Consider the following 24057-nt stretch of genomic DNA (forward strand, 5'->3'; position numbering starts at 1 on the left):
GCAACGATCGTTTGAAGCAAACCCCGGCCGGGCTGCAACGCCCGGCCGGACCCCCGGCAGCACAGCGCACCGCCACGCGTGGTCTGAAACAAACGCAGCGGCTCGCGCAATTCCGAACAGGTGGCCCATCATGCCTCATCTGCGCCTTCCTCTGTCGCACGCCGAACCCCAAACCGAACAGCAACGCGAGTCGCGCAAAGCCGCGTCCGCGCGCTGGCTCGTTTCGCCGTCGGTCGCGGTCCTGTTGCTATGGATGGCGATTCCGCTCGCAATGACGATCTGGTTTTCGTTCACGCGCTACAACCTGCTGAATCCCGATGAAAAGGGCTTCGCCGGTTTCGACAACTACCACTATCTCGCCACCGATCCGTCGTTCTGGCCGTCCATCCTGCATACGCTGCAGCTGATCATCGCCGTGCTCGTCATCACGGTGGTGGGCGGCGTGCTGATGGCCGTGCTGTTCGACCGCAAGTTCTACGGACAGGGCATTGCGCGCCTGCTTGCAATCGCGCCGTTCTTCGTGATGCCGACCGTGAGCGCGCTGATCTGGAAGAACATGATCCTGCACCCCGTGTACGGCCTCGTGGCCGATGCGATGCGTGCACTCGGCCTGACACCGATCGACTGGTTCGCGACCTATCCGTTGACATCGGTGATCATCATCGTCGCGTGGCAGTGGTTGCCGTTCGCGTTTCTGATTCTGTTCACCGCGATCCAGTCGCTCGATCAGGAGCAGAAGGAAGCGGCGAAGATCGACGGCGCCGGACCGTTCGCGATGTTCTTCTTCATCACGCTGCCGCATTTGCGACGCGCGATCGCCGTGGTCGTGATGATGGAGACGATTTTTCTGCTGTCGATCTTCGCTGAAATCTATACGACGACCGGCGGCGGCCCCGGCAACGCCACGACCAACCTGTCGTACCTGATCTATGCGCTCGGCCTGCAGCAGTTCGACGTCGGCCTGGCATCGGCGGGCGGCATTCTGGCGGTCGTCGTCGCGAACATCGTATCGTTCTTCCTCGTGAAGATGCTCGCGAAGAACCTGAAAGGGGAGTACGAAAAGTGAGTCAAGTCGCCGCTACACCCGTTACGAGCGCAACGACCGCGCCGGCCGCCTCGCCGTTTGCCGTCGTGCGCCGCAGTATTCCCGGCATTCTCGCGTGGCTGATCTCGATTGCGCTGTTCTTCCCGATCTTCTGGATGACGATCACGGCCTTCAAGACCGAGCAGCAGGCCTATTCGTCGTCGGTGTTTTTCACGCCGACACTGGAGAGCTTCCGCGAGGTGTTCGCGCGCAGCAATTACTTCGGCTTCGCGTGGAACTCGGTGCTGATCTCGGTCGGCGTGACGATCGTGTGTCTCGTGCTCGCGGTGCCGGCCGCGTATGCGATGGCATTTTTCCCGAGCAAGCGCACGCAGCAAACGCTGTTGTGGATGCTGTCGACGAAGATGATGCCGTCGGTCGGCGTGCTCGTGCCGATCTATCTGCTGTGGAAAAACAGCGGTCTGCTCGATACGGTGACGGGGCTCATCATCGTCTATACGCTGATCAATCTGCCGATCGCCGTGTGGATGGCGTTCACGTACTTCAACGAGATTCCGCGCGACATCCTCGAAGCCGGCCGCATCGACGGCGCCGCGACATGGCAGGAAATCGTCTACCTGCTGATGCCGATGGCGTTGCCGGGACTTGCTTCGACGGCGCTGCTGCTCGTGATTCTGTCGTGGAACGAAGCGTTCTGGAGCATCAACCTGTCGAGTTCGAACGCGGCGCCGCTGACCGTGTTTATCGCGTCGTATTCGAGCCCCGAGGGGCTGTTCTGGGCGAAGCTATCGGCGGCGTCGTTGCTCGCGGTCGCGCCGATCCTGATCGTCGGCTGGCTGTCGCAGAAGCAGCTCGTGCGCGGTCTCACGTTCGGGGCGGTCAAGTGACGAACATGCAGACACAAACCCGGACGGAATTTCGCATGGAAACAGCGCTCGCATTGATCTGCGATTGCGACGGCGTGCTGATCGACAGCGAAGCGGTCGCGGCCGCGATGCTCGTGCGCGAACTCGAAGCACGCTGGCCCGACGCCGATGTCGCGCCCGTCGTCATGCCGCTGCTCGGCCTGCGCATCGAGCGCGTGCTCGAAGGCACGGCCGCGCAGCTCGGCAGGCAGTTCGTCGACGGCGATATCGGCGCGATTCGGACCAGGGTCGAGGCGGCGGCCGTGCAGGCGCCGACGGTCGATGGCATCGGCGAAGCGCTCGCGGCGATTCCGTTGACGAAAGCGTGCGCGAGCAACAGCTTTCGCCCCTACGTCGAAGCGGCGCTCGCGCGCACGGGTCTCGCGAAGTTCTTCGGCGGCCGGCTGTTTTGCGCGGATGCGGTCGAGCGGCCGAAGCCCGCGCCCGATGTCTATCTGGCGGCAGCACGCGGCCTCGACGTGACGCCCGACGCATGCCTCGTCGTCGAAGACAGCGTGACGGGCGTGACTGCGGCGACGGCGGCCGGCATGACGGTGATCGGCTTCGTCGGCGGCGGCCATGCGAACGATGCGCAGATCGGCGCATTGCGCGCGGCCGGCGCGCAGCACATCTTCGACGACATGCGGCAACTGCCGGAGCTGGTCGCGGTCTGGACGCAGCATCGCAACATCACGCAACAGCAGCAATAGCAAGCAACATTGGAGACACATCATGGCTAGCCTGGCATTGCGCAATATCAGCAAGCGCTACGACGACAACGAAGTGATGCGCAACATCAACCTCGACATCGCGGATGGCGAGTTCGTCGTGTTCGTCGGTCCGAGCGGCTGCGGAAAGTCGACGCTGATGCGGATGATCGCGGGACTCGAGGACATCAGCAGCGGCGATCTGAGCATCGATGGCGCGCGCGTGAACGAGGTGCCGCCCGCAAAGCGCGGCATCGCGATGGTGTTCCAGTCATATGCGCTGTATCCGCATATGACGCTTTACGACAACATGGCGTTCGGTCTGAAGCTCGCCGGCGCGAAAAAGCCGGAGATCGATCAGGCCGTGCGCAATGCGGCGAAAATCCTGCACATCGACCATCTGCTCGAACGCAAGCCGAAACAGCTGTCGGGCGGGCAGCGCCAGCGTGTCGCGATCGGACGCGCGATTACGCGCAAGCCGAAGGTGTTTCTGTTCGACGAGCCGTTGTCGAACCTCGATGCCGCACTGCGCGTGAAGATGCGCCTCGAGTTCGCGCGGCTGCACGACGAGCTGAAGACGACGATGATCTACGTGACGCACGACCAGGTCGAAGCGATGACGCTGGCCGACAAGATCGTCGTGCTGTCGGCCGGCAATCTCGAACAGGTCGGCACGCCTAACACGCTGTATCACGCGCCCGCGAACCGCTTTGTCGCGGGTTTCATCGGCTCGCCGAAAATGAACTTCATGGATGGTGTCGTGCAGACGGTCGCGCCGGACGGCGTGCTCGTGCGTTATCAGACGGGCGAGACGCAACGCGTCGCGGTCGAACCTGGCAGCGCGAAGGAAGGCGACAAGGTGACGGTCGGCATCCGGCCCGAGCATCTGCACGTCGATTCGACCGAATTCGGCATATCGGCGAACGTGATGGCGGTCGAGTCGCTCGGCGATGCCGCATATCTGTATGCGGAGTCCAGCGTTGCGCCCGAGGGGTTGATCGCGCGGATTCCGCCGCTCGAACGGCATGCGAAAGGCAAGGCCGTCAAGCTCGGCGCGGCGCCGGACCATTGCCATCTGTTCGACAGCGACGGGCAGGCGTTCCGTCGCAGGATTGCTCAGGAACTGGCGGCCTGAACGACGGGGGCGCGGGCGGCTTCGGCGCGCGCTCTATATATATAGTCAAACGAACCAACTGAACGTTGGGGTCGGTCTGAACGGCCGCGCGGACAAGTCGGACCGCGAACCGTTCGCAGGTCAAAGCGGCGCCGGCCGGGTCGGACACACGCTGGAACAAGGCCGGATGGGCGACATCCGGCTCTTCACCTCGCTCACCCATTGGCGGTGAGGTTCATTACCAACACCTTTCCGTCTTATAACGTTGGATGACGGCTATTCACGCCGCCTTATTCAAACGATAAAAAAGATTGATTTTTGCTGCAGCACAAAACGCTCCACCATCGACGGGCGTCAACTGCATCCCGTTCGGTACTACCTGCATTGCAAGTGTCTCCGCAACCCGAGCATCGACGTCCCAACAGAAGCCATTAACGGAGACGACTCTTGCGACAGCCAGTCAACGCTCAAGACGGCGATGCAAAACGCCATTCAAGCCGCCAGCCCAGCCGATGGATGCAACTCGCGATCGGCGTCGTCTGCATGGGCCTCGTCGCGAATCTTCAGTACGCATGGACCCTGTTCGTCGAGCCGATGAATGCCGCGCATCATTGGGGCCTCGCATCGATTCAAACCGCTTTCTCCATTTTTATCGTCACCGAAACGTGGCTCGTGCCGATTGAAGGCTATCTGGTCGACCGCTTCGGGCCTCGTCCCGTCGTGATCGGCGGCGGCATTTGCGCCGGCCTCGGCTGGATACTCGATGCGTACGCGCCGAACCTCGGCGTGCTCTATCTCGCCGCGGTGATTTCGGGCGTCGGCGCAGGCTGCGTGTACGGCACCTGTGTCGGCAATGCGCTCAAGTGGTTTCCGGACCGGCGCGGTCTCGCCGCCGGCCTGACGGCGGCCGGCTTCGGCGCGGGCGCCGCGCTGACCGTGATTCCAATCGCGTCGATGATCGAGCACTCGGGCTACCAGCACGCGCTGATCTTCTTCGGCTGCCTGCAAGGCGGCGTGATTCTGCTGCTCGCGACCATGCTGGTGCGGCCGCAGCCGCCCGAGTTCGCGCGCAATGTCAAGCGCATCGTCGCGACCAAGATGGACTATACGACGGGCGAAATGGTCCGCGCGCCAGTGTTCTGGGTGCTGTATGCGATGTTCGTCTGCGTCGCGACGGGCGGCATCATCGCGACCGCGCAGATCGGCCCGATCGCGAAGGAGTACGGCTTCGCCGAGACGCCGATTGCGTTCTTCGCCGCGACCTTGCCGCTGCTCACGCTCACGCTGTCGATCAACAACGTTTGCAACGGCTTCACGCGGCCGATTTGCGGCGCGATCTCCGACCGCATCGGTCGCGAGAACACGATGTTTCTCACGTTCCTCGGCGAAGGACTCGCGCTGCTCGGACTCATGCACTTCGGTCACAACCCGTACCTGTTCATGGCGTTCTCCGGGCTGATCTTCGTGTTCTACGGCGACATTTTCTCGAACTTCCCGGCGACCTGCGCGGACACGTTCGGCGCGAAATACGCAGCGGGCAATGCGGGCACGCTGTACACGGCGAAGGGCACGGCCGCGTTGCTGGTGCCGGTCGCCTCGCTGTTGTCCGAGCATGGCGGCTGGAACACGGTGTTCATCTTCTGCGCGTGCATCGCGATCGCGGGCAGCGTCTCGGCGAAGTTCGTGCTCGCGCCGATGCGGCAGCGGTGGATCGAGAATTCGGCGAAGGAAAGCGAGCGGCTAGCCTATGCCGCCGGCTCTAATGCGGCCAACGCTCGTAGTGCCTACCGGCCGACGCCACTGGGGTCCAACGAGTAATGGACGACGCAACCTTGACGTTGCCGGCGTCGCCGGCCTCTTCGGAGGCGCGTGCGGCGCCTTTTGCGCTCTCGCTGCAGCCGCTGAATCCAGGCGCGTCGCTGCGCGATCTCGCGTACGCGAAGCTGCGTCAGGCGATCGCGGAAGCCGACATTTACGGTTCGCGTGAACCGATCCGGCTCGACGAACGCACGATTACCGAAGCGCTCGGCGTGAGCCGCACGCCGATCCGCGAGGCGATGACGCTGCTCGAGCAGGAGGGTTTTCTACGCGCGGTGCCGCGGCGCGGTGTGTTTATCCGGCGCAAGACGCGCCGCGAGATCGTCGAGATGATCCAGATGTGGGCGGCGCTCGAAAGCATGGCGGCGCGCCTTGCGACGCTGAAGGCCAGCAACGACGAGATCGCCGACCTGAGGCGCCTGTTCGACCGCTTCCACGACGCGCAGCAGGCGCCGGCGCGGCATATCGACGAGTACTCGGAGGCGAACATCACGTTTCACGAGGCGCTCGTGAAGCTGTCGAAGTCGCATTCGATCGCGCACACGATTCGCAACGTGTTCGCGCATGTGCGCGCGATCCGCAAGCTGACGATTTCGCAAAGCGACCGCGCGTCGCGCTCGATCACCGATCACATGCAGATCATCGAGGCGCTCGAAGCGCGCGACACCGAAGGCGCGGAACGGCTCGCGCGGCAACACTCGCTCGAACTCGCGACATACGTGGACGGGCATTGCGACTTCCTCGAGTGAGGCGGGATAGAAAGTTCGAAAATGGATTGACACAGCGTGTGTCGGTGGCGCGCTGGACGGCCCGCATGGGCCTTTGTTTGTGGCAATGTGATATATCACATTCCAGATATCGTCAGACGTCTTGTTGTGCTGCACAAAAAGTCAGCGAAAGGAGCAGACCACTGAAATTATTGGAGTTTCTACGGGAAGACCGTCGGCGAAAGGTGGATTTGACCGCTTTCATGCTGCGAAAGCCAACGCCCTAAGGGCAAAAAGCTATTGAATCCATCTTGGTGTGTGATATATGGTATATCACAGTGCTGCGAAGAGTCCGACCGAAGGTCCTCGGGCACCGATTGCCAACACACGAGACGCGACGGCCTAAACAGTCATAACGATCTGGAGATGAGTGAATGTCTACTGTTGAAATTGCGCGCCCTGATGCCACGACCGCTCAGGGGAGCGACCAAGCCGCCACGACCGACGGCTTTCACCTTGTCATCGATGCGCTGAAGCTCAACGACATCGATACGATTTTCGGTCTCGTCGGCATTCCGATCACCGACCTCGCGCGTCTCGCGCAGGCCGAAGGAATGCGTTTCATCGGCTTCCGTCACGAGCAGAACGCGGGTAATGCGGCCGCGATTCACGGCTATATGACGCAAAAGCCGGGCATCTGTCTGACGGTATCGGCGCCGGGCTTCCTGAACGGCTTGACCGCGCTGGCCAATGCGACGACGAACTGCTTCCCGATGATCCTGATCAGCGGCTCGAGCGAGCGCGAGATCGTCGACCTGCAGCAAGGCGATTACGAAGAGATGGACCAGTTGAACGCAGCGAAGCCGTATGCGAAGGCCGCGTACCGCGTGCTGCATGCCGAAGACATCGGCGTTGGCGTGGCGCGCGCGATTCGCGCAGCCGTGTCGGGCCGTCCGGGCGGCGTCTATCTGGACCTGCCGGCCAAGCTGCTGGCCCAAACGATCGACGCCGTGAAGGCGAAGCAGTCGCTGATCAAGGTCGTCGACGCCGCGCCGCGTCAACTGCCGGCCCCGGACTCGGTCAAGCGCGCGCTCGACGTGATCAAGGGCGCGAAGCGTCCGCTGATTCTGCTCGGCAAGGGCGCTGCGTACGCGCAGGCCGACAAGCAGATTCGCGAGCTGGTCGAGAAGAGCGGCATTCCGTATCTGCCGATGTCGATGGCCAAGGGCCTGCTGCCCGACACGCATGAGCAATCGGCGTCGGCCGCGCGCTCGTTCGTGCTGCAGGAGTCGGACTGCGTCGTGCTGATCGGCGCGCGTCTGAACTGGCTGCTCGCGCACGGCAAGGGCAAGACCTGGGGCGCCGCACCGAAGCGCTTCGTGCAGATCGACATCGCGCCGACCGAAATCGACAGCAACGTCGCCATCGAAGCGCCGCTGATCGGCGACATCGGTTCGTGCGTCTCGGAACTCGTCGCCGGCATGGGCACGAGCTTCCCGAAGCCGCCGTCGGAGTGGATCTCCGCCGTCACCGAGAAGAAGAACAAGAACCTCGAAAAGATGGCCGCGACGCTGGCAAAGAATCCGTCGCCGATGAGCTTCCACAGCGCGCTGCGCGCGATCCGCGACGTGCTGAAGACGCGTCCCGACATCAACGTCGTCAACGAAGGCGCGAACACGCTCGACTACGCGCGGGCCGTGATCGACATGTACGAACCGCGGCGCCGTTTCGATTCGGGCACGTGGGGCATCATGGGCATCGGCATGGGCTTCGCGATCGGCGCGGCCGTGACGAGCGGCACGCAAGTGGTCGCGATCGAAGGCGATAGCGCGTTCGGTTTCAGCGGCATGGAACTCGAAACGATCTGCCGTTACGACCTGCCGGTCTGCACGATCGTGTTCAACAACAACGGCGTCTACAAGGGCACCGACGTGAACCCGACCGGCGGCAAGGACGTCGCGCCGACCGTGTTCGTGAAGGGCGCGCGTTACGACAAGATGATCGAAGCATTCGGCGGTGTCGGCTTCAACGCGACGACGCCCGAAGAGTTGACCAAGGCACTGCAGGAAGCGATCAAGTCGGGCAAGCCCACCCTGATCAACGCAGTGATCGACGAAGCGGCCGGTACCGAAAGCGGCCGATTGACCAACCTTAACCCGCAAAGCGGCGTGAAGAAGTAAGCCCCGGCCCACTGGAGAAGACGAATGAGTAACAAACCCCTGGAAGGAATCAAGATCATCGACTTTACGCACGTTCAGGCCGGTCCGGCGTGCACGCAGTTGCTTGCGTGGTTCGGCGCGGACGTGATCAAGGTCGAGCGTCCGGGCTCGGGCGACGTCACGCGCAACCAGCTGCGCGATATTCCCGATGCCGACGCGCTGTACTTCACGATGCTCAACAGCAACAAGCGCTCGTTGACGCTCGATACGAAGACGGCAGCGGGCAAGGAAGTGCTGGAAAAGCTGATCAAGGAATCGGACGTGCTGGTCGAAAACTTCGGCCCGGGCGCGCTCGACCGGATGGGTTTCTCGTGGGAGCGCATCAACGAACTGAATCCGAAGATGATCGTCGCGTCGGTGAAGGGCTTCAGCGACGGCCACCACTACCAGGACCTGAAGGTCTATGAAAACGTCGCGCAGTGCGCAGGCGGCGCCGCTTCGACGACCGGCTTCTGGGACGGCCCGCCGACGGTCAGCGCCGCAGCGCTCGGCGACAGCAACACCGGCATGCACCTCGCGATCGGCATTCTGACCGCGATCATCGGCCGCCAGCAGACGGGCAAGGGCCAGAAGGTGGCCGTGTCGATGCAGGACAGCGTGCTGAACCTGTGCCGTGTGAAGTTGCGCGACCAGCAGCGTCTCGATCGCCTCGGCTACCTCGAAGAGTATCCGCAGTACCCGCACGGCACGTTCAGCGACGTGGTGCCGCGCGGCGGCAACGCGGGCGGCGGCGGCCAGCCGGGCTGGGTGTTGAAGTGCAAGGGCTGGGAAACCGATCCGAACGCGTACATCTACTTCACGGTTCAGGGCCACGCGTGGGAGCCGATCTGCCGCGCGATCGGCAAGCCGGAATGGATCGACGATCCGGACTACAAGACGGCCGAAGCGCGTCAGCCGCACATCTTCGATATCTTCGCGACGATCGAAGGGTGGCTCGCCGACAAGACGAAGTTCGAGGCAGTCGACATCCTGCGCAAGTTCGATATTCCGTGCGCGCCGGTGCTGACGATGAAGGAACTCGCGAACGACGAATCGCTGCGCGCGAGCGGCTCGATCGTGGAAGTGGACCACAAGGTGCGCGGCAAGTACCTGACGGTCGGCAGCCCGATCAAGTTCTCGGATCTGAAGCCCGAGATCACGGGGTCGCCGCTGCTTGGCGAGCATACCGACGAAGTGCTGGCGGAGCTCGGCTATAGCAATGACCAGATCGCATCGATGCGCGAAGCGCGTGCGGTTTGAACGCCGCATCGGTAACACGCATGCTGGTAATACGCAGCAGGTAACCCGCAGTACGTAGCAAACGGCCGCCGTTCCTTTTTGCATCGGAAGCAGAAAAACCGGGGCGGCGGCCGAACAATGAACGAGAGACACTGGGACATCGTGCTCGCAACGCGGGCATCGCCCACAGCCCCGGACGACAGACTATGGCCCCCACCATCGATTTTGAACAGCTGGTCAATGCAATCGGCGACGCCGTCATCGTCTCCGGTCCGGATGGCGCGATCACGCTATGGAACCCCGCAGCCGAGCGCATGTTCGGCTTCACGCAGGAAGAAGCGCTGGGCAAGTCGCTCGATCTGATCATTCCCGAGCGGCTGCGCGGCCGCCACTGGGAGGGCTACAGCAAGACGATGGCAACCGGGCAGACCCGCTACGGCCACGATCTGCTGAAAGTGCCGGCTGTCGACAAGGCAGGACGCGCGATGTCGATCGCGTTTACGGTTGCCCTATTGCATGCGCCCGATGGCGCGGTGAGCGGCATCGTTGCGATTATCCGCGACGAAAGCGTCCGCTTCGCCGAAGACCGTGCGCTGAAGAAGCGCGTGGCCGAGCTGGAGGCAAAAGCAGGCGCCTGATGCGCTAGCAGCGAAGCACGGTCCATTGCCCCCGATGGACCACTGCGCGGCCCGGCATACGGGCCGCACCCGAAAGACCGCCGAACGACCGTACCTCGGCGGCTGACCGACCATTTGACAACAGGATTTCGGACCTTGCGAAGGCACGACGCCGTCGCAAGGCGCGAGCGGCTGCGCGCGCGATGCGTGCGATCGCGCGGCATTCCGCGCGCCGCAGAACAGGATTTGAAACGTCGATTGGGAGCATTGCCATGCCGATGATGATTGGAGTACCGCGGGAGCGCTATCCGGGCGAGCGTCGAGTCGCATTGACGCCGGAGGTGATCGGGCATCTGTCGAAGCTCGGTTTTAACGTTACGGTCGAAACAGGCGCCGGCGAACTCGCTGCGTTTTCCGACGATTCGTATCGCGCAGCCGGCGCGCAGATCGCCGAAAACGCAACGGCGCTGCACGCAGCGGCCGACATCGTCCTGAAGGTGCGCGCGCCGTTGCCCGAGGCCGCGGGCGGTGTCGATGAGATCGCGCTGCTGCGCGAAGGCACGACGCTGATCAGCTTTATCTGGCCCGCGCAGAATCCGGAGCTGCTCGAGCGGCTGTGCGCGCGCAACGTCACCGTGCTCGCGATGGATTGCGTGCCGCGCATTTCGCGTGCACAGAAGATCGACGCGCTGAGCTCGATGGCGAATATGGCCGGCTATCGCGCCATCATCGAAGCTGCGCATCAGTTCGGCCGCGGCTTCATGGGGCAGATCACGGCGGCCGGCAAGATCGCGCCGGCGAAAGTGATGGTGATCGGCGCCGGCGTCGCGGGGCTGGCCGCAATCGGCGCAGCACGCAGTCTCGGCGCGATCGTGCGCGCCTTCGACACGCGGCCGGAAGTGCGGCAGCAGGTCGAGAGCATGGGCGCCGAATTCCTCGAGCTCGACTACGAGGAAGACGGCAGCGGGACCGGCGGCTACGCGAAGGAAATGAGCGCCGCGTTTATCGAAGCGGAAATGGCGCTGTTCGCCGCGCAGGCGAAGGAAGTCGACGTGATCGTGACGACCGCGCTGATTCCGGGCAAGCCCGCCCCGAAGCTCATTACGAAGGACATGGTGCGCAGCATGCGCTACGGCAGCGTGATCGTCGATCTCGCGGCCGAGCAGGGCGGCAATTGCGAATTCACGCAGCCCGGCGTGACGGCGCAGGCCGAAGGCGTGACGGTGATCGGCTACACCGATCTGCCATCGCGGATGGCGACGCAATCGAGCCAGCTGTACGGCACGAACCTGCGGCATCTGCTCACCGACATGACGCCGGAAAAGAACGGCGAGATCGTCGTCAACCTCGATGACGAAGTGATCGCCGGCATGACCGTGATTCGCCACGGCGACAACAAATGGCCGACGCCGAAGCGCGCGGCGCCGGCGCCCGCGCCTGCTGCGGCGGCCAATGCAGCGGCGCAGCAGCCGAAGCCGGCGGGCCACGGTGCGGGCGCCGCGGTGACCGGGGAACAACGGCGCCGCGCCGCGACGCTCGGCATCGCCGGCCTGATCGTCGCCGCCGTGCTGATCGTCGCCCTGGGCGCGGTCGCGCCGCCTGCATTCGTGGCGCACTTCACCGTGTTCGTGCTGGCGATTTTCGTCGGCTACCAGGTGGTGTGGAACGTGACGCCGGCGCTCCATACGCCGCTCATGAGCGTCACCAATGCGATCAGCGGGATTATCGTGATCGGCGCGCTGCTGCAAGTCGGCACGCCGAACTCGCTCGTCGTCGTGCTTGCGGGTCTCGCGCTGCTGATCGCCACGATCAATATCGCGGGCGGGTTCCTCGTGACCCAACGCATGCTGAACATGTTCCAGCGCGGCGAATAAGGAGACCGACATGCAAATCGGAACAAGCAGCGGAATCGGCAGCATGGCCTATCTGGCCGCAAGCGCGCTCTTTATCCTGAGCTTGCGCGGCCTGAGCCACCCGGCGTCCGCACGGCGCGGCAATCTGTATGGCGTGGCCGGCATGGCGATCGCGATCGTCACGACGCTATGGCTGTCGGGTGGCGCCGCGCTGCCCGTCGTGGTCGCACTGATGGCGATCGGCGTCGCGGGCGGCGCGGTGCTCGCGCGGCGCGTCGAGATGACGCAAATGCCGCAACTCGTCGCGGCCTTGCACAGCTTCGTCGGCCTCGCCGCGGTGCTCGTCGCGATCGCAAGTTATCTGTCGCCGGCTGCGGAGAGCGCGGCGACCTTCAGCGGCGCCGGGCAATCGATCCACGACGTCGAAATCTATCTCGGCGTGTTTATCGGCGCCGTGACGTTCACCGGATCGATCGTCGCGTTCCTGAAGCTGCAAGGCACGATCGGCGGCAAGCCGCTGATTCTGCCGATGCGGCATCTGCTCAACATCGTGGGCATACTGGCCTGCGTGGCGCTCGGCTATCTGTTCCTGACGGCGCCGCAGCCTGCGCAAGGCATCGGACCGCTGCTGACGATGACCGCGATCGCCGCGCTGATCGGCGTGCATCTCGTGATGGCGATCGGCGGCGCGGACATGCCGGTCGTCGTGTCGATGCTCAACAGCTACTCGGGTTGGGCGGCGGCGGCGACGGGCTTCATGCTCAGCAACGATCTGCTGATCGTGACCGGCGCACTCGTCGGATCGAGCGGCGCGATTCTGAGCTACATCATGTGCCGCGCGATGAACCGCAAGTTCGTATCGGTGATTTTCGGCGGCTTCGGCACCGTGTCGACGACGGCCGCGGCAATCGAAGGCGAAGTCGTGCCCGTCTCGGTCGATGAAGTCGGCGCGCTGTTGCGCGATGCGACGGAAGTCGTGATCGTGCCCGGCTACGGCATGGCGGTGGCGCAGGCGCAAACGACGATCAGCGAGATCACGCGCAAGCTGCGCGACAAGGGCGTGAAAGTGCGCTTCGGCATTCACCCGGTCGCCGGCCGCTTGCCTGGCCACATGAACGTGCTGCTCGCGGAGGCGAAGGTGCCGTACGACATCGTGCTCGAAATGGACGAGATCAACGACGACTTCAAGAGCACCGACGTCGTGCTCGTGATCGGCGCGAACGACATCGTGAATCCGGCGGCGCTCGAGGATGCGGGCAGTCCGATTGCCGGCATGCCGGTGCTCGAGGTGTGGAAGGCGAACACCGTGATCGTGTCGAAACGCAGCATGGCGAGCGGCTATGCGGGCGTCGACAATCCGCTCTTCTACAAGGAGAACACGCGGATGCTGTTCGGCGACGCGAAGCGCAGCGTCGAGGCACTGCTCGCGCAGTTGAGCGCCTGAAGGCGGCACATGAAGCTGGACACATGAAGCTGGACACATGAAGCCGGACACATGAACCCGGGCACGTGAAGTCGAACACGCGTAATGGAGCGGATAAGGCCGGGCACTCGGAATCCTTATCCGCTTCGCAAACAGGCCCCTTTTGACTGGAGATGATCATGCACATCGAAACGCTTGGACGATATCAACTCGTACTGTCGGCGATGCAGTCGATTCAGAACGGCGGCTGGACCGCGTACGCAGCGGTGCGCACGATGTCGACGCAGACCGCTGAAGATGCCGAGATCCTGCCGTATCAGCGCGTCGAGAGCGACACGCTCTATGCGAGCGAGGCCGCGGCGATCGAAAGCGCACGCAGCGCGGCGTTGCAGGCAATCGCATCGGGCGCGAAGGTCGCGGCAAGCGGCGCGATGTGACGATCGCGGGCGCGCTTCGCGTGTGCCCGTGTGCATGCGCGAGCCGCGCGAATAGTGTGGGCGATTGCCTTGGACGCGGGCTCATGAGTGACTAAGCTTTTCGATGTGCTGTGCCTGTGCGGGCAGCGCTACCGACGGGCCCGCGCCATGACCATCCCGCAGAGAATCATCGATTCGCACCTCCATTTCTTCGATCACACGCAAAACCGGCATCCGTTCTTCGAACGCCGCGATCCGGGGTTCGAAGCATTCGTCGGCAATTACGATGCGCTGCCGCGCCGCTATCTGCCGGCCGACTATCTCGCGGATGTCGCGGGCGCGGGCGGCGGCTATCGCGCCGAAGGCGCGGTCTGGCACGAGTTTCTTTCGACCGACGCCCACAAGGAAGCCGCGTGGGCGCAACAGCTCGCCAACGAGAGCGAGCGCTCGGGGCTGCGTATCGCGTTGTGCGCGCTTGTCGAATTCCTCGACCCCGAACTCGAATCGAAGCTCGACCAGTACGCGAGCCTGCCGAACCTGACCGCGGTTCGCGAGCATGTGATCTGGGACGACACGAACCCGCTCAGGCGTTTTTCGACGCATCCGCACGTGATGCGCGACCCGGCATGGCGCGAACGGCTCGCTTTGCTAAAGCGCTATAACCTGAAATGCGGGTTATATGCATTCGCGCATCAATTGCCCGACGTCATCGAAATCGTGCGCGCGAATCCCGACATCGGCTTCACGTCCGCCTTGATGGGCTGGCCGCTCGATCTTTCGGACGCAGGCTTCGCGCAATGGAAGCGAAGCCTGACCGAACTGGCCGCATGCGATAACGTGCGGATGGACATTTCCGCGCTCGAATGTCTGTTCGGCATGCAATGGCAGGTGGACGAAGCAGCGCGATGGGTAGCGACGACGATCGAAACGATCGGCGTGTCGCGCTGCATGTTCGGCAGCCATATGCCGATCGCGGGGCTTTCTGTCGGGTTCGCCGAGGTCTATCGACGCTACGCCGCGATGGTCCGCGCGTTCTCGGCGAGCGAAGCCGACGAGATGTTCTACGGCGTCGCGAACCGCTGGTTCATGCCGTCCTGCTGAGCGTCAGGCGCGTTGTGCACGCTGTCCTGCTGTTGCGCGATAAACCGTTCGCATGCGTCCGCATCCGACCACCACGGGAAGAACGACGGCGGATGATCGAAGCCGTTCACGATCGCGCTCGCAATCGCCGGTGAGCGCACCGCTGCATCGAGCAGGCGCAAACGATACTGCGGCGGCGGCACCAGCAGCGAATTGGTCCATTGCGTGACGGCCTGCGCGTACGTCCAGTAGCGTTCGAAGGTTTGCTCCATCCAGTCGCGTGTGAACGGCGCATCGCCATGCGCGAGAATCGCGTCGAGACAAACCTTGCTCGCGTGCGTGGCGCTGCTCGAGCCTTGACCCGAAATCGGATCGTTGAGCGCGACCGCGTCGCCAAGCCCGAAGACGTGGCGCCCCGATGGCAATTGCAGCACCGGCTTGCGCACGACAGGCGCAAACGCGCCGCTCAGGATGCCGCGCGCGTCGGTCAGTTCCGCGCGCTTCGCGCGGTCGGCCTCCCGCGGCAGCCAGGTGCGCAGCAGCTGTTTGGCCGCATCGAGGTGTTCGCCCGGCGTGAGCGCGTCGCGCCTCATATCGAAGGGCCCCTGCGGAATGCCTTCGAAGAACATGATGTGGCACGGTCCGCTTAGCGTGAGCGCCGGCATCACGAAATACTCCCCGACCGACGGAATGACGTTGAACGAGACCCGCGAGTAGTCGTCCGCCTCCGTGAGCCCGTGCACATAGGTCAGCGAAAGCACTCTCTGCGGCGCATCGAACGTCGAACGCGATGCATCGCGTTCGAACAGTTGCACGACATCGCCCTTGCCGGCGGACACGATCACGAGATCATGCGTATCGACCAGCGCTTCGAGCTCCGCAACGCCGGCTTTCTGGATCAGCACGCGCGCACCGCGCGATTCGAGCTGCGTGAGCCACGCGGACATCTTGATACGCTGATCGACCGACTGTGCCGGCCGATCGAGCCGCGCCTTCCAGTCGATCAACGGACCGCCGCCCGGATCGGGGCTTTGCAGCGAGAACGAAATGCCGTCGACCGGCGGACACGTCGCGTCCCAATCGTTGATGCCCAGATCGCGCTCGATCTGAAGCGCCGCGCCGAACATGCATTGCGAGGACAGCACATTGCCGCCGCGAATCTGATCCGGCGTGCGATCCGATACGACGGTGACCTCATAGCCCTTGTCGAGCAGTCCGAAGGCGAGCGGCAAGCCCGCCTGGCCCGCGCCCACAATCGCGATTCGATGCATTCGACTTCTCCTCCGTTAGTCAGCGTTCGAAGCTACCTAACAATGGGGCATCGGCGATACAGACGATACGAAAGCATCGACGGGACAGCGAACCCGCGGCGATGTTATGAGGAACGCTGAACGGCCGCGCATGCCCTCGGGAGCGTGCGGCAAGCACGGATCCGGCATCCAGCAGGCGGCCGGCGGCGGCAGAAGAAAGACTAACGCGCGGTTTCCTGGACCCCGGCATCGACCGCCTCGTCGAGCGCGGCGCGCGCGCAGGTCTCGTCGGTCACGAGCCCGGAGAGCCAGCCGCCCTTGAGCGCCGCAATGATGGCCGTGCGCTTGCGTTCGCCGCAGGCGAAGCCGATCGTGGGCCGCTTCGGCGGGGAAACAGGGCGAATACTGGTTACGCGCCGTTCGGTAGGCGACTCGATACGCGCGCCGTCCGCCGAAATCGGCAAGCCGTGCAGTTCGGCGACCGCGCCGACCTGCATCAACTCGGCGACTTCATCGGATGTGATGAACCCGTCTTCGTACAGCGGACACTGCGGCCCGATATTGCCGATGCCGACGAATGCGACATCCGCGTCGCCCGAAAGCGATTCGACGATTCGATACAGCCGGTGATTGCACCACTGCGCGCGTTCCGCTTCGCTATCGGCGATCAGCGGCGCAGGCAACAAAAAGTATTTGCCGCCGGTCTTTTCCGAGATGTGAAGCGCGACGTCGTAACGATTCGACGAGCCGTCGTGCGCGATCGCGCCGACCATCGACACGAGCCGATGCTGCGGCCGCTCGAGTTGCGCGACCTGGTCGACCACGGCCTTCAGCGTTCGCCCGCTGCTGACCGCGACGACCATCGGCCTTTCCTCGCCGAGAAACCGCTCCATGACCTGCGCGCCGGCGACCGCGAGCTTGCGGTCGATTTCTTCCTGCGTGTCGTTGTCGACGGGCACGACTTCGCACATCGACAGCCCGTAGCGTTTCGATAGCTCATCGGCGAGCGCGAGGCACTCGGCGAGCTGATGATCGACGCGCACGCGAATCAGGTTCTTCTCGACCGCGAACGCGACGAGCCGCTGCGCGACGGGCCGCGACACCTGCAACTTCTCGGCGATTTCGTTCTGCGTGTTGCCGGCCACGTAGTAGAGCCAGGCGGCACGCGTCGCGAGATCGAGTTTTTCGCTGGACTTGGGCACGATGAATGGATGCGAAGGCTTCAGCCTGACAAGCGATTCGAACGGAACGTCATGCTTGCGGGTCGCTCGTTGCCGTTTGCGCGAACAGCGGTTTCAGTTGCCGGTACAGCGCGCGGTAATGCTCGAGGCGCCGGCGCAGCACCGCATGCCGCCGCGGATTCGGCGTGAACTCGATTTCGACAGGCGGTTTGGTCAGCACCTGCGCGGGGTCGCCGCCGGCCGCGAGCCAGCCAAGACGGGCCGCGCCCAGCGCTGCGCCCGTTTCGCCGCCGCCATGTTTGCGCGTATTCGTATTGAGCGCGTCGGCGAGCAGTTGGCCCCAGTAGTTGCTGCGCGCGCCGCCGCCGAGCAGCGACAACGCGTTCGCTTCGGTGCCGGCCGCTTTCAACGCGTCGAGCCCGTCGGTCAATGCGAGCGTGACGCCTTCGAGCACCGCGTAACCGAGCAGCGCGCGATCGGTCGCATGCGTCATGCCGAAGAACACGCCTTGCGCGTACGGGTCGTTATGCGGCGTGCGTTCGCCCGACAGATACGGCAGAAAGATCGGCGCATGCGTGAGCGCTTCTTCGGGCAGCGCTTCGATTTCGGGCAGCAGCGAGGTCTCGTTCGTGCCGGTCAGCTTGCAGACCCAGCGCAGGCAGCTTGCTGCCGACAGCACGACGCTCATCTGATGCCAGCGATGCGGAATCGCATGACAGAACGCATGCACGGCCGACTCGGGGTTTGGCCGGAAGCTGTCGCCGATCACGCACAGCACGCCCGACGTGCCGAGCGACACGAAACCGTCGCCCGGTTGCGTCGCGCCGATGCCGATCGCGCTCGTCGCGTTGTCGCCGCCGCCGGCCGCCACGACGACCGGTTCGCGCAAGCCGAACTCGCGCGCAAGTTCGGGCTTCAACATGCCCGACGGCGCGCTGCCTTCCGCGAGAGCCGGCATGTGCGCGCGCGAAAGATGGCACGCGGCGAGCAACGAATCGGACCAGTCGCGCTTCGCAACATCGAGCCACAACGTGCCGGCCGCATCCGATGGATCGGACACCTTGCCGCCCGTCAGTTGCAGACGCAAGTAGTCTTTCGGCAGCAGCACGCACGCGGTCTGCCTGAAAATCTCGGGCTCGTGCCGCGCGACCCACAGCAGCTTCGGCGCGGTGAAGCCCGGCATGGCGAGATTGCCGGCCACACGATGCAGTTCGGGCGCGCACTCGGTCAGCTCCGCGCACTCTTCGACGCTGCGCATGTCGTTCCATAGAATCGCCGGCCGCAGTACGCGGTCTTGCGCATCGAGCAGCACGGCGCCGTGCATCTGGCCCGACAGGCCAATGCCGCGAATCTGCGCGAATTCGCCGGGGTGCCGCTCGCGCAGCGCGAAGAGCGCGGCGCGCGTGCCTTCCCACCAGTCGACCGGATTCTGCTCGGACCAACGCGGATGAGGGCGCGACACAGTAAACGGTGAGCCCGCGGTGCCGATCACGCGTCCGTCGGACGCGAGCAGCAGGACTTTTACTTCGGACGTGCCGAGATCGATGCCGAGATACATGTGCGCGGTACCTTCGTCGATAAAGATGCGCTACTTTAGCCGCATGCGGCGGCCGATGCCATGCGCGTTAGACCTTAAACGCGTCCTTGAACGTGCTCTCAAACGCGTTTCTCGAGCCATGCATCGACACGCGCAAGCGCCGCGCGCACCGTATTCTCGAGCTGCGGCGTCTGCGCCATGCGGCCCCACAGCAGCCGGTCCGCGCAATACGCCTTGAGCGGGTCGGCCGCCGCGAAGAAACCGCGCGCGACCTTTTCATCCATCACGCCGTCCTGGTATGTGTACGGCAGCTTGCCTTGCTGCCAGCGGTCGAGAAAGCGGAAGAACAGCGCGGGCAGCATCGCGGTCGCGGCCGGTGTCTTGCCGCGCGCGAAGGTTTCGGAAAGCGTCGGCGCGATAAAGCCGGGAATCTTCGAAAAGCCGTCGGCCGCGACGCGCTGGTTCGTGTCCTCGATAAACGGATTGCTGAAGCGCTCGAGCACGACATCGCGATAGCGTCCGAGGTCGATCGGGCTCGGCGTGAGACATGGAATCACGTCTTGCGTCACATAGTCGTACGCGAACTGCTGGATCTCGCGGTCGATCGTGCCTTCGTGGATATAGCGCAAGCCGATCAGCGTGCCGGCCCACGCGATGCAGCTATGCGTCGCGTTCAGGATGCGGATTTTCGCCTCTTCATAAGGCACGACCGAGTCGACCAGTTCCGCGCCGACTTTTTCCCACGCGGGGCGCCCCGCGCAAAACCGGTCTTCGATGACCCACTGGATAAACGATTCGCCCATCACCGGGCACGCATCGTCGATGCCGGTCGCCGCGCGCACGCGCTCGCGCACATCGGGCGTCGGCCGCGGCGTGATGCGGTCGACCATCGAACTCGGGCTCGCGGTGTTCGCATCGAACCACGCGCGCAGCGCGGTCGCGCCGCGCCGGTCGAGAAACGCGGTCATCCCCGCGTGGAAGCGGTGGCCGTTGCTGCGCAGGTTATCGCAGGTCTGCAGCGTGACCGGACCGGCGTCGCGCTGCATGCGCGCGTCGAGGATCGCGGCGAGCGCGCCGTAGATGGTCGTGCGTGCGCCGTTCAGATCGGCTGCGAGGTCGGGGTTCGCCGTATCGAGGTGATCGTGTTCGTCGAGGTAATAGCCGCCTTCGGTGACGGTGAACGAGATGATCTTGCATGCCGGATCGGCACCCGCCTCGATGAGCGCTTCGAGATCGGCCGACCACGGCAGCACGCGCGTGATCGAGTGGATCGCCTCGTAGGCGCGCTCGCCTTGCGGCGTGACGGTCTCGAGCGTATAGACGCCGTTTTGCACAGCCAGCGCGTCCATCACGGCATTCATGTCGCTGCGGATATTGCCGACGGAAAGCGACCAGTGCGGCTCGCCTTCGACGCGCGCTTCGTTGAGCCGGTGCAGATACCACGCCTGGTGCGCGCGATGAAACGAGCCTGCGCCGATATGCAGGATCACGTGCGCATTCGCGCCGCTGCCGCTCGGGACGCTGTTCATGATGTGTCTCCTAAGTCTTTTCTGCGCGTGGCCGTGGGTGGGCGCGGCCCGCGTCGATTTCGTGCTGTATGTGTTGCCGGTGCTGCGAAGGCCGGTCAGTGCGCGAATGAGCCATGCGTTACGCGCCCGATGGAGCGGACGCGCAAACGGACCGATAGCCGAACCGGTAAACGCATTCGCAAACCAGCGCGCACGCGGAGCATTTGCTCAGTTTGTGAACTTATGATCGTATCCGCTGCGACGAAAGTCAAGGCGGCGCGACGAGGTTTTCGTGCGGCAGTGCGGCATGAATGCGCAGAGAGGCAGGCCTGCGTGGGGCTAAAGCACGGTGCGAACGTGCCACAGTTCGGGAAACAGCACGACGTCGAGCATCTTGCGCAGGTACGGCACACCCGGTGTTCCGCCCGTGCCCTGTTTGAGGCCGATGATTCGCTCGACCGTCGTCACATGCCGGAAGCGCCACTGGCGAAACTCATCTTCGAGGTCGACCAGTTCTTCGGCCATTTCGTATAGATCCCAGTGCCGGGACGGATTGCGATACACCTCCAGCCACGCGGCCTCGACGCTCGCGTCGTATTCGGTCGGCTTCGTCCAGTCGCGCGCGAGACGTTCCGGCGCGATCGCGAGGCCGCGCCGCGCAAGCAGGCGCACCACCTCGTCGTAGAAGGACGGCGCGTCGAGCAAGGCGCGAATCGCTTTCATCGCTTCGGGCCGTTGCGTATGAAGCGTCAGCATTTCCCCGTGCTTGTTGCCGAGCAGAAATTCGAGTTCGCGATACTGGAACGACTGAAACCCCGACGAACCGCCGAGGTACGGCCGCATCGACGTGTATTCGGAAGGCGTCAGCGTTGCCAGTACGTCCCACGCCTGAACGAGCTGCTCGAAGATGCGCGACACGCGCGCCAGCATCTTGAACGCGCGCGGCAGCTCGTCGCGATGCACGGCGGCGAGCGCGCCGCGCAGTTCGTGGAGCGCGAGCTTGAGCCATAGCTCGCTTGTCTGATGCTGGATGATGAACAGCATCTCGTTGGAGTCGGGCGACAGCGGGTGCTGCGCGGACAGCAGCGTATCGAGCGACAGGTAGTCCGAATAGGTCATCGATCTGGGCGCATCGCCGGCTTTGTCGGCCTCCCGGCCGGCGTCCTCGCCGGTGCGGTTGCCGTTATCGTTGCCGTCGCCTGCAGCCATATGCGGCGCATGCGGACTACGCTGTGCATGCGGACCGGGCTGCACGTGCGGCTCGCGCGGGCGCTCGTCGTCCTGCAGCTTCATCGGGTCGGTGACCATCGTATGCTCCTTGACTGCCGCCTGGACTTGCCGCTTGATTTGCCTCGCTGCGCTACCTGCCCGTTCACGTCACCGCGGTGCGCTGGGCGAATTCCGCGGCCCGCCAGGTTTCGTTCGCGAGCACGTCGCGCAGCGTCTCGACTGCGTCCCATACATCGACGTAGCGTGTGTAGAGCGGCGTGCAGCCGAAGCGCAGCACTTGCGGCTCGCGATAATCGCCGATCACGCCGCGCGCGATCAGCGCCTGCATCACTTCATAGCCGTTCGGATGCGCGAAGCTCGCCTGCGAACCGCGCTGCGCATGCTCGCGCGGCGTGATCAGACGCAACGGAAACTCATCGCAGCGCGCTTCGACGAGTTCGATAAAGAGGTCGGTCAACGCCAGCGATTTGCGGCGAATCTCGCGCATGTCCGTTTGCAGGAACACGTCGAGGCCGCATTCGACGAGCGCCATCGAGACGATCGGCTGCGTGCCGCTCAGAAAGCGGCCGATGCCGTCCTCGGGTTCGAAAACCGGGTTCATCGCGAACGGCGTGCGGTGTCCCCACCAGCCGGAGAGCGGCTGTGCGAAGACATTCTGATACCGGTGCGGCACCCAGACGAACGCGGGCGAACCGGGACCGCCGTTCAGGTACTTGTACGTGCAGCCGACCGCGCAGTCCGCGCCGACGCCGTTCAGATCGAGCGGTACCGCGCCGGCCGAATGCGCGAGGTCCCAGAGCGCGAGCGCGCCTTTCTGGTGAATCAGTTGCGTGATCCCGGCCATATCGTGCATATAGCCGCTGCGGTAGTTGACGTGAGTCAGCATCGCGACCGCGGTGTCCGGTTGCAGCGCGGCTGCCAGTTCGGACGGATCGTCGATCAGACGCAGCTCGTACGCGCCATCGAACTGCGCGACGAGGCCTTGCGCGATATACAGATCGTTCGGGAAGTCGCCGCGCTCGGCGACGATCACGCGCCGTGTCGGATCGCGTTGCTGCTGAAAACGCAAGGTGGCCGACAGCAGCTTGAACAGGTTCACCGAAATCGAATCGGTGACGACGATTTCGTTGTGCGCGGCGCCGACCAGCGGCGCAAGCTTGTTGCCAAGGCGCTTCGCGAGCGCAAACCAGCCCGCCGTGTTCCAGCTGCGCACGAGTCCTTCGCCCCATTCGGCCGCGATCACGACCTGCGCGCGCTGCGCGGCGGCCGCGGGCGGCACGCCAAGCGAATTGCCGTTCAGATAGATCGTGTCGGCGGCGAGCGCAAACTGCGCGCGCAGGGGCGCGAGCGGATCGGTGGCGTCGAGGGCTACGGCTTCGTCTCGGGTATTCATTGTGGATCCGTCCGTCACGGTCGGTCGCATCGATGGGCAACCGGTTCGTCAGTCATGCGGGTTCCGGCGCGATGCGCGGTTCAGCGCACGCAGCACGGCACGTACCGGACTCGCATCGAGCGTCGTCAATTTGAGCGGCAGCGCAATCAGCTCGTAGTCGCCCGCTTCGACATCGTCGAGCACGATGCCTTCGAGAATCGCCATGCCGTGTGCGCGCACGCGCAAGTGCGCGTCCATCGTTCTGGAGTCTTGCGGATCGAGCGACGGGGTGTCGATGCCGATCAACCTGACGCCATGCGCGGCCAGCAGATCGATCGTCGCCGGTGCAACCGCGCAGAACGCACTGTCCCATTCGTGCAGCGGCGCGTGCGCATAAGTACGCAGCAACACGCGGGCCGGGACGTCGCCGAGCGCCGCCTGAACGTGTTCCGGCGTGACGAGCGGCGCCGCGCCGATGCACTGGATCACGCGACACGGACCGAGATACGCATCAAGCGGAACCTCGCCGATTGCCGCGCCTTCGGGGTCGTAGTGCAGCGGCGCATCGGTATGCGCGCCGGTATGCGGCGACAGCGTCAGCCGTGCGACGTTGACGGGCGAACCTGCTTCCATGCGCCAGACCCGTTCGATGCCGACCGGCGTGTCGCCGGGCCAGACGGGCGTGGTCACATCGACAGCAGGCGTGATGTCCCACAATGCGCGGCTGCCACGGAGTTTTTTTGCTGTCGTATCCATGATCTTGATGATAGGCTGGCCCGCACGAAATAGGGTTGCGAAAAAAACTCGTTATTTCCGCTTGTTTGGAACATAATTTGGCAAGGACGGGAAAGGGAGAC

20 protein-coding genes are annotated in these 24057 nt (G+C 64.1%); 13 read left to right on the forward strand and 7 right to left on the reverse strand.

Translation table 11 applies throughout. The annotated features are described in order from the left end of the window. Nucleotides 1-130 precede the first annotated feature (130 nt). The 13 genes from QYH69_RS00830 (at nt 131) to QYH69_RS00890 (ending at nt 15143) form a co-directional block, all read left to right on the forward strand. Nucleotides 131-1066, forward strand: coding sequence for a sugar ABC transporter permease (locus tag QYH69_RS00830; protein WP_308830040.1), 936 nt, complete (start codon nt 131-133; stop codon nt 1064-1066). A gap of 65 nt (nt 1067-1131) precedes the next feature. Continuing rightward, nucleotides 1132-1932 (forward strand): carbohydrate ABC transporter permease, encoded by an 801-nt coding sequence (locus tag QYH69_RS00835; RefSeq protein ID WP_374992331.1) that lies wholly within the window; start codon nt 1132-1134, stop codon nt 1930-1932. 35 nt (nt 1933-1967) lie between these two features. Beyond that, nucleotides 1968-2660, forward strand: coding sequence for an HAD-IA family hydrolase (locus tag QYH69_RS00840; protein WP_308830042.1), 693 nt, complete (start codon nt 1968-1970; stop codon nt 2658-2660). A gap of 22 nt (nt 2661-2682) precedes the next feature. Then, nucleotides 2683-3792: a sn-glycerol-3-phosphate ABC transporter ATP-binding protein UgpC gene (locus QYH69_RS00845; protein WP_308830043.1), complete on the forward strand. Its 1110-nt coding sequence runs from the start codon at nt 2683-2685 to the stop codon at nt 3790-3792. 495 nt (nt 3793-4287) lie between these two features. After that, nucleotides 4288-5589, forward strand: coding sequence for an oxalate/formate MFS antiporter (gene oxlT / locus QYH69_RS00850; protein ID WP_308830044.1), 1302 nt, complete (start codon nt 4288-4290; stop codon nt 5587-5589). Beyond that, nucleotides 5589-6338, forward strand: a complete 750-nt coding sequence (locus QYH69_RS00855) for a GntR family transcriptional regulator (protein WP_308830045.1) — start codon at nt 5589-5591, stop codon at nt 6336-6338. Before oxlT ends, QYH69_RS00855 begins: the two co-directional genes overlap by 1 nt. Before the next feature lie 392 nt (nt 6339-6730). Next, nucleotides 6731-8476, forward strand: coding sequence for an oxalyl-CoA decarboxylase (oxc, locus tag QYH69_RS00860; protein WP_075155886.1), 1746 nt, complete (start codon nt 6731-6733; stop codon nt 8474-8476). A 24-nt stretch (nt 8477-8500) separates the two neighbouring features. Then, complete coding sequence (gene frc, locus QYH69_RS00865; RefSeq protein ID WP_308830046.1) at nt 8501-9754, forward strand: formyl-CoA transferase; 1254 nt, start codon at nt 8501-8503, stop codon at nt 9752-9754. A 185-nt stretch (nt 9755-9939) separates the two neighbouring features. Then, nucleotides 9940-10371 (forward strand): PAS domain S-box protein, encoded by a 432-nt coding sequence (locus QYH69_RS00870; RefSeq protein ID WP_075155888.1) that lies wholly within the window; start codon nt 9940-9942, stop codon nt 10369-10371. A gap of 251 nt (nt 10372-10622) precedes the next feature. Then, entirely contained in the window at nt 10623-12224 is a 1602-nt protein-coding gene (locus QYH69_RS00875) for a Re/Si-specific NAD(P)(+) transhydrogenase subunit alpha (RefSeq protein WP_308830047.1), read from the forward strand. A 10-nt stretch (nt 12225-12234) separates the two neighbouring features. Next, nucleotides 12235-13647 (forward strand): NAD(P)(+) transhydrogenase (Re/Si-specific) subunit beta, encoded by a 1413-nt coding sequence (locus tag QYH69_RS00880; RefSeq protein ID WP_308830048.1) that lies wholly within the window; start codon nt 12235-12237, stop codon nt 13645-13647. 158 nt (nt 13648-13805) lie between these two features. Continuing rightward, complete coding sequence (locus QYH69_RS00885) at nt 13806-14063, forward strand: hypothetical protein (RefSeq protein ID WP_075155891.1); 258 nt, start codon at nt 13806-13808, stop codon at nt 14061-14063. 147 nt (nt 14064-14210) lie between these two features. Next, nucleotides 14211-15143: an amidohydrolase family protein gene (locus tag QYH69_RS00890; RefSeq protein ID WP_308830049.1), complete on the forward strand. Its 933-nt coding sequence runs from the start codon at nt 14211-14213 to the stop codon at nt 15141-15143. Here QYH69_RS00890 and QYH69_RS00895 read toward each other — a convergent pair. The 7 genes from QYH69_RS00895 to kynB all read right to left on the reverse strand — a co-directional run bounded on the left by QYH69_RS00895 (nt 15104) and on the right by kynB (nt 23956). Continuing rightward, a complete protein-coding gene (locus QYH69_RS00895; RefSeq protein ID WP_308830050.1) occupies nt 15104-16393 on the reverse strand; it encodes a styrene monooxygenase/indole monooxygenase family protein in 1290 nt (429 codons plus the stop codon). The genes QYH69_RS00890 and QYH69_RS00895 overlap by 40 nt on opposite strands. Nucleotides 16394-16593: 200 nt before the next feature. Beyond that, a complete protein-coding gene (locus QYH69_RS00900) occupies nt 16594-17574 on the reverse strand; it encodes a sugar-binding transcriptional regulator (protein WP_308830051.1) in 981 nt (326 codons plus the stop codon). Between the two features lie 49 nt (nt 17575-17623). After that, nucleotides 17624-19111, reverse strand: coding sequence for a xylulokinase (gene xylB / locus QYH69_RS00905; RefSeq protein WP_308830052.1), 1488 nt, complete (start codon nt 19109-19111; stop codon nt 17624-17626). Nucleotides 19112-19209: 98 nt separating this feature from the next. Then, nucleotides 19210-20619 carry a D-arabinitol 4-dehydrogenase gene (dalD, locus tag QYH69_RS00910; RefSeq protein WP_308830053.1) on the reverse strand — a complete coding sequence of 470 codons (1410 nt, stop codon included), beginning with the start codon at nt 20617-20619 and terminating at the stop codon, nt 19210-19212. Nucleotides 20620-20937: 318 nt separating this feature from the next. Further along, complete coding sequence (kynA, locus tag QYH69_RS00915) at nt 20938-21906, reverse strand: tryptophan 2,3-dioxygenase (RefSeq protein WP_308830054.1); 969 nt, start codon at nt 21904-21906, stop codon at nt 20938-20940. A gap of 64 nt (nt 21907-21970) precedes the next feature. Further along, nucleotides 21971-23221, reverse strand: a complete 1251-nt coding sequence (gene kynU / locus QYH69_RS00920; protein ID WP_308830055.1) for a kynureninase — start codon at nt 23219-23221, stop codon at nt 21971-21973. A gap of 48 nt (nt 23222-23269) precedes the next feature. Further along, nucleotides 23270-23956, reverse strand: coding sequence for an arylformamidase (gene kynB, locus QYH69_RS00925; RefSeq protein ID WP_308830056.1), 687 nt, complete (start codon nt 23954-23956; stop codon nt 23270-23272). Nucleotides 23957-24057: the final 101 nt, after the last annotated feature.

Source organism: Paraburkholderia sp. SARCC-3016 (genome assembly GCF_031119615.1).
Classification (GTDB): Bacteria; Pseudomonadota; Gammaproteobacteria; order Burkholderiales; family Burkholderiaceae; genus Paraburkholderia.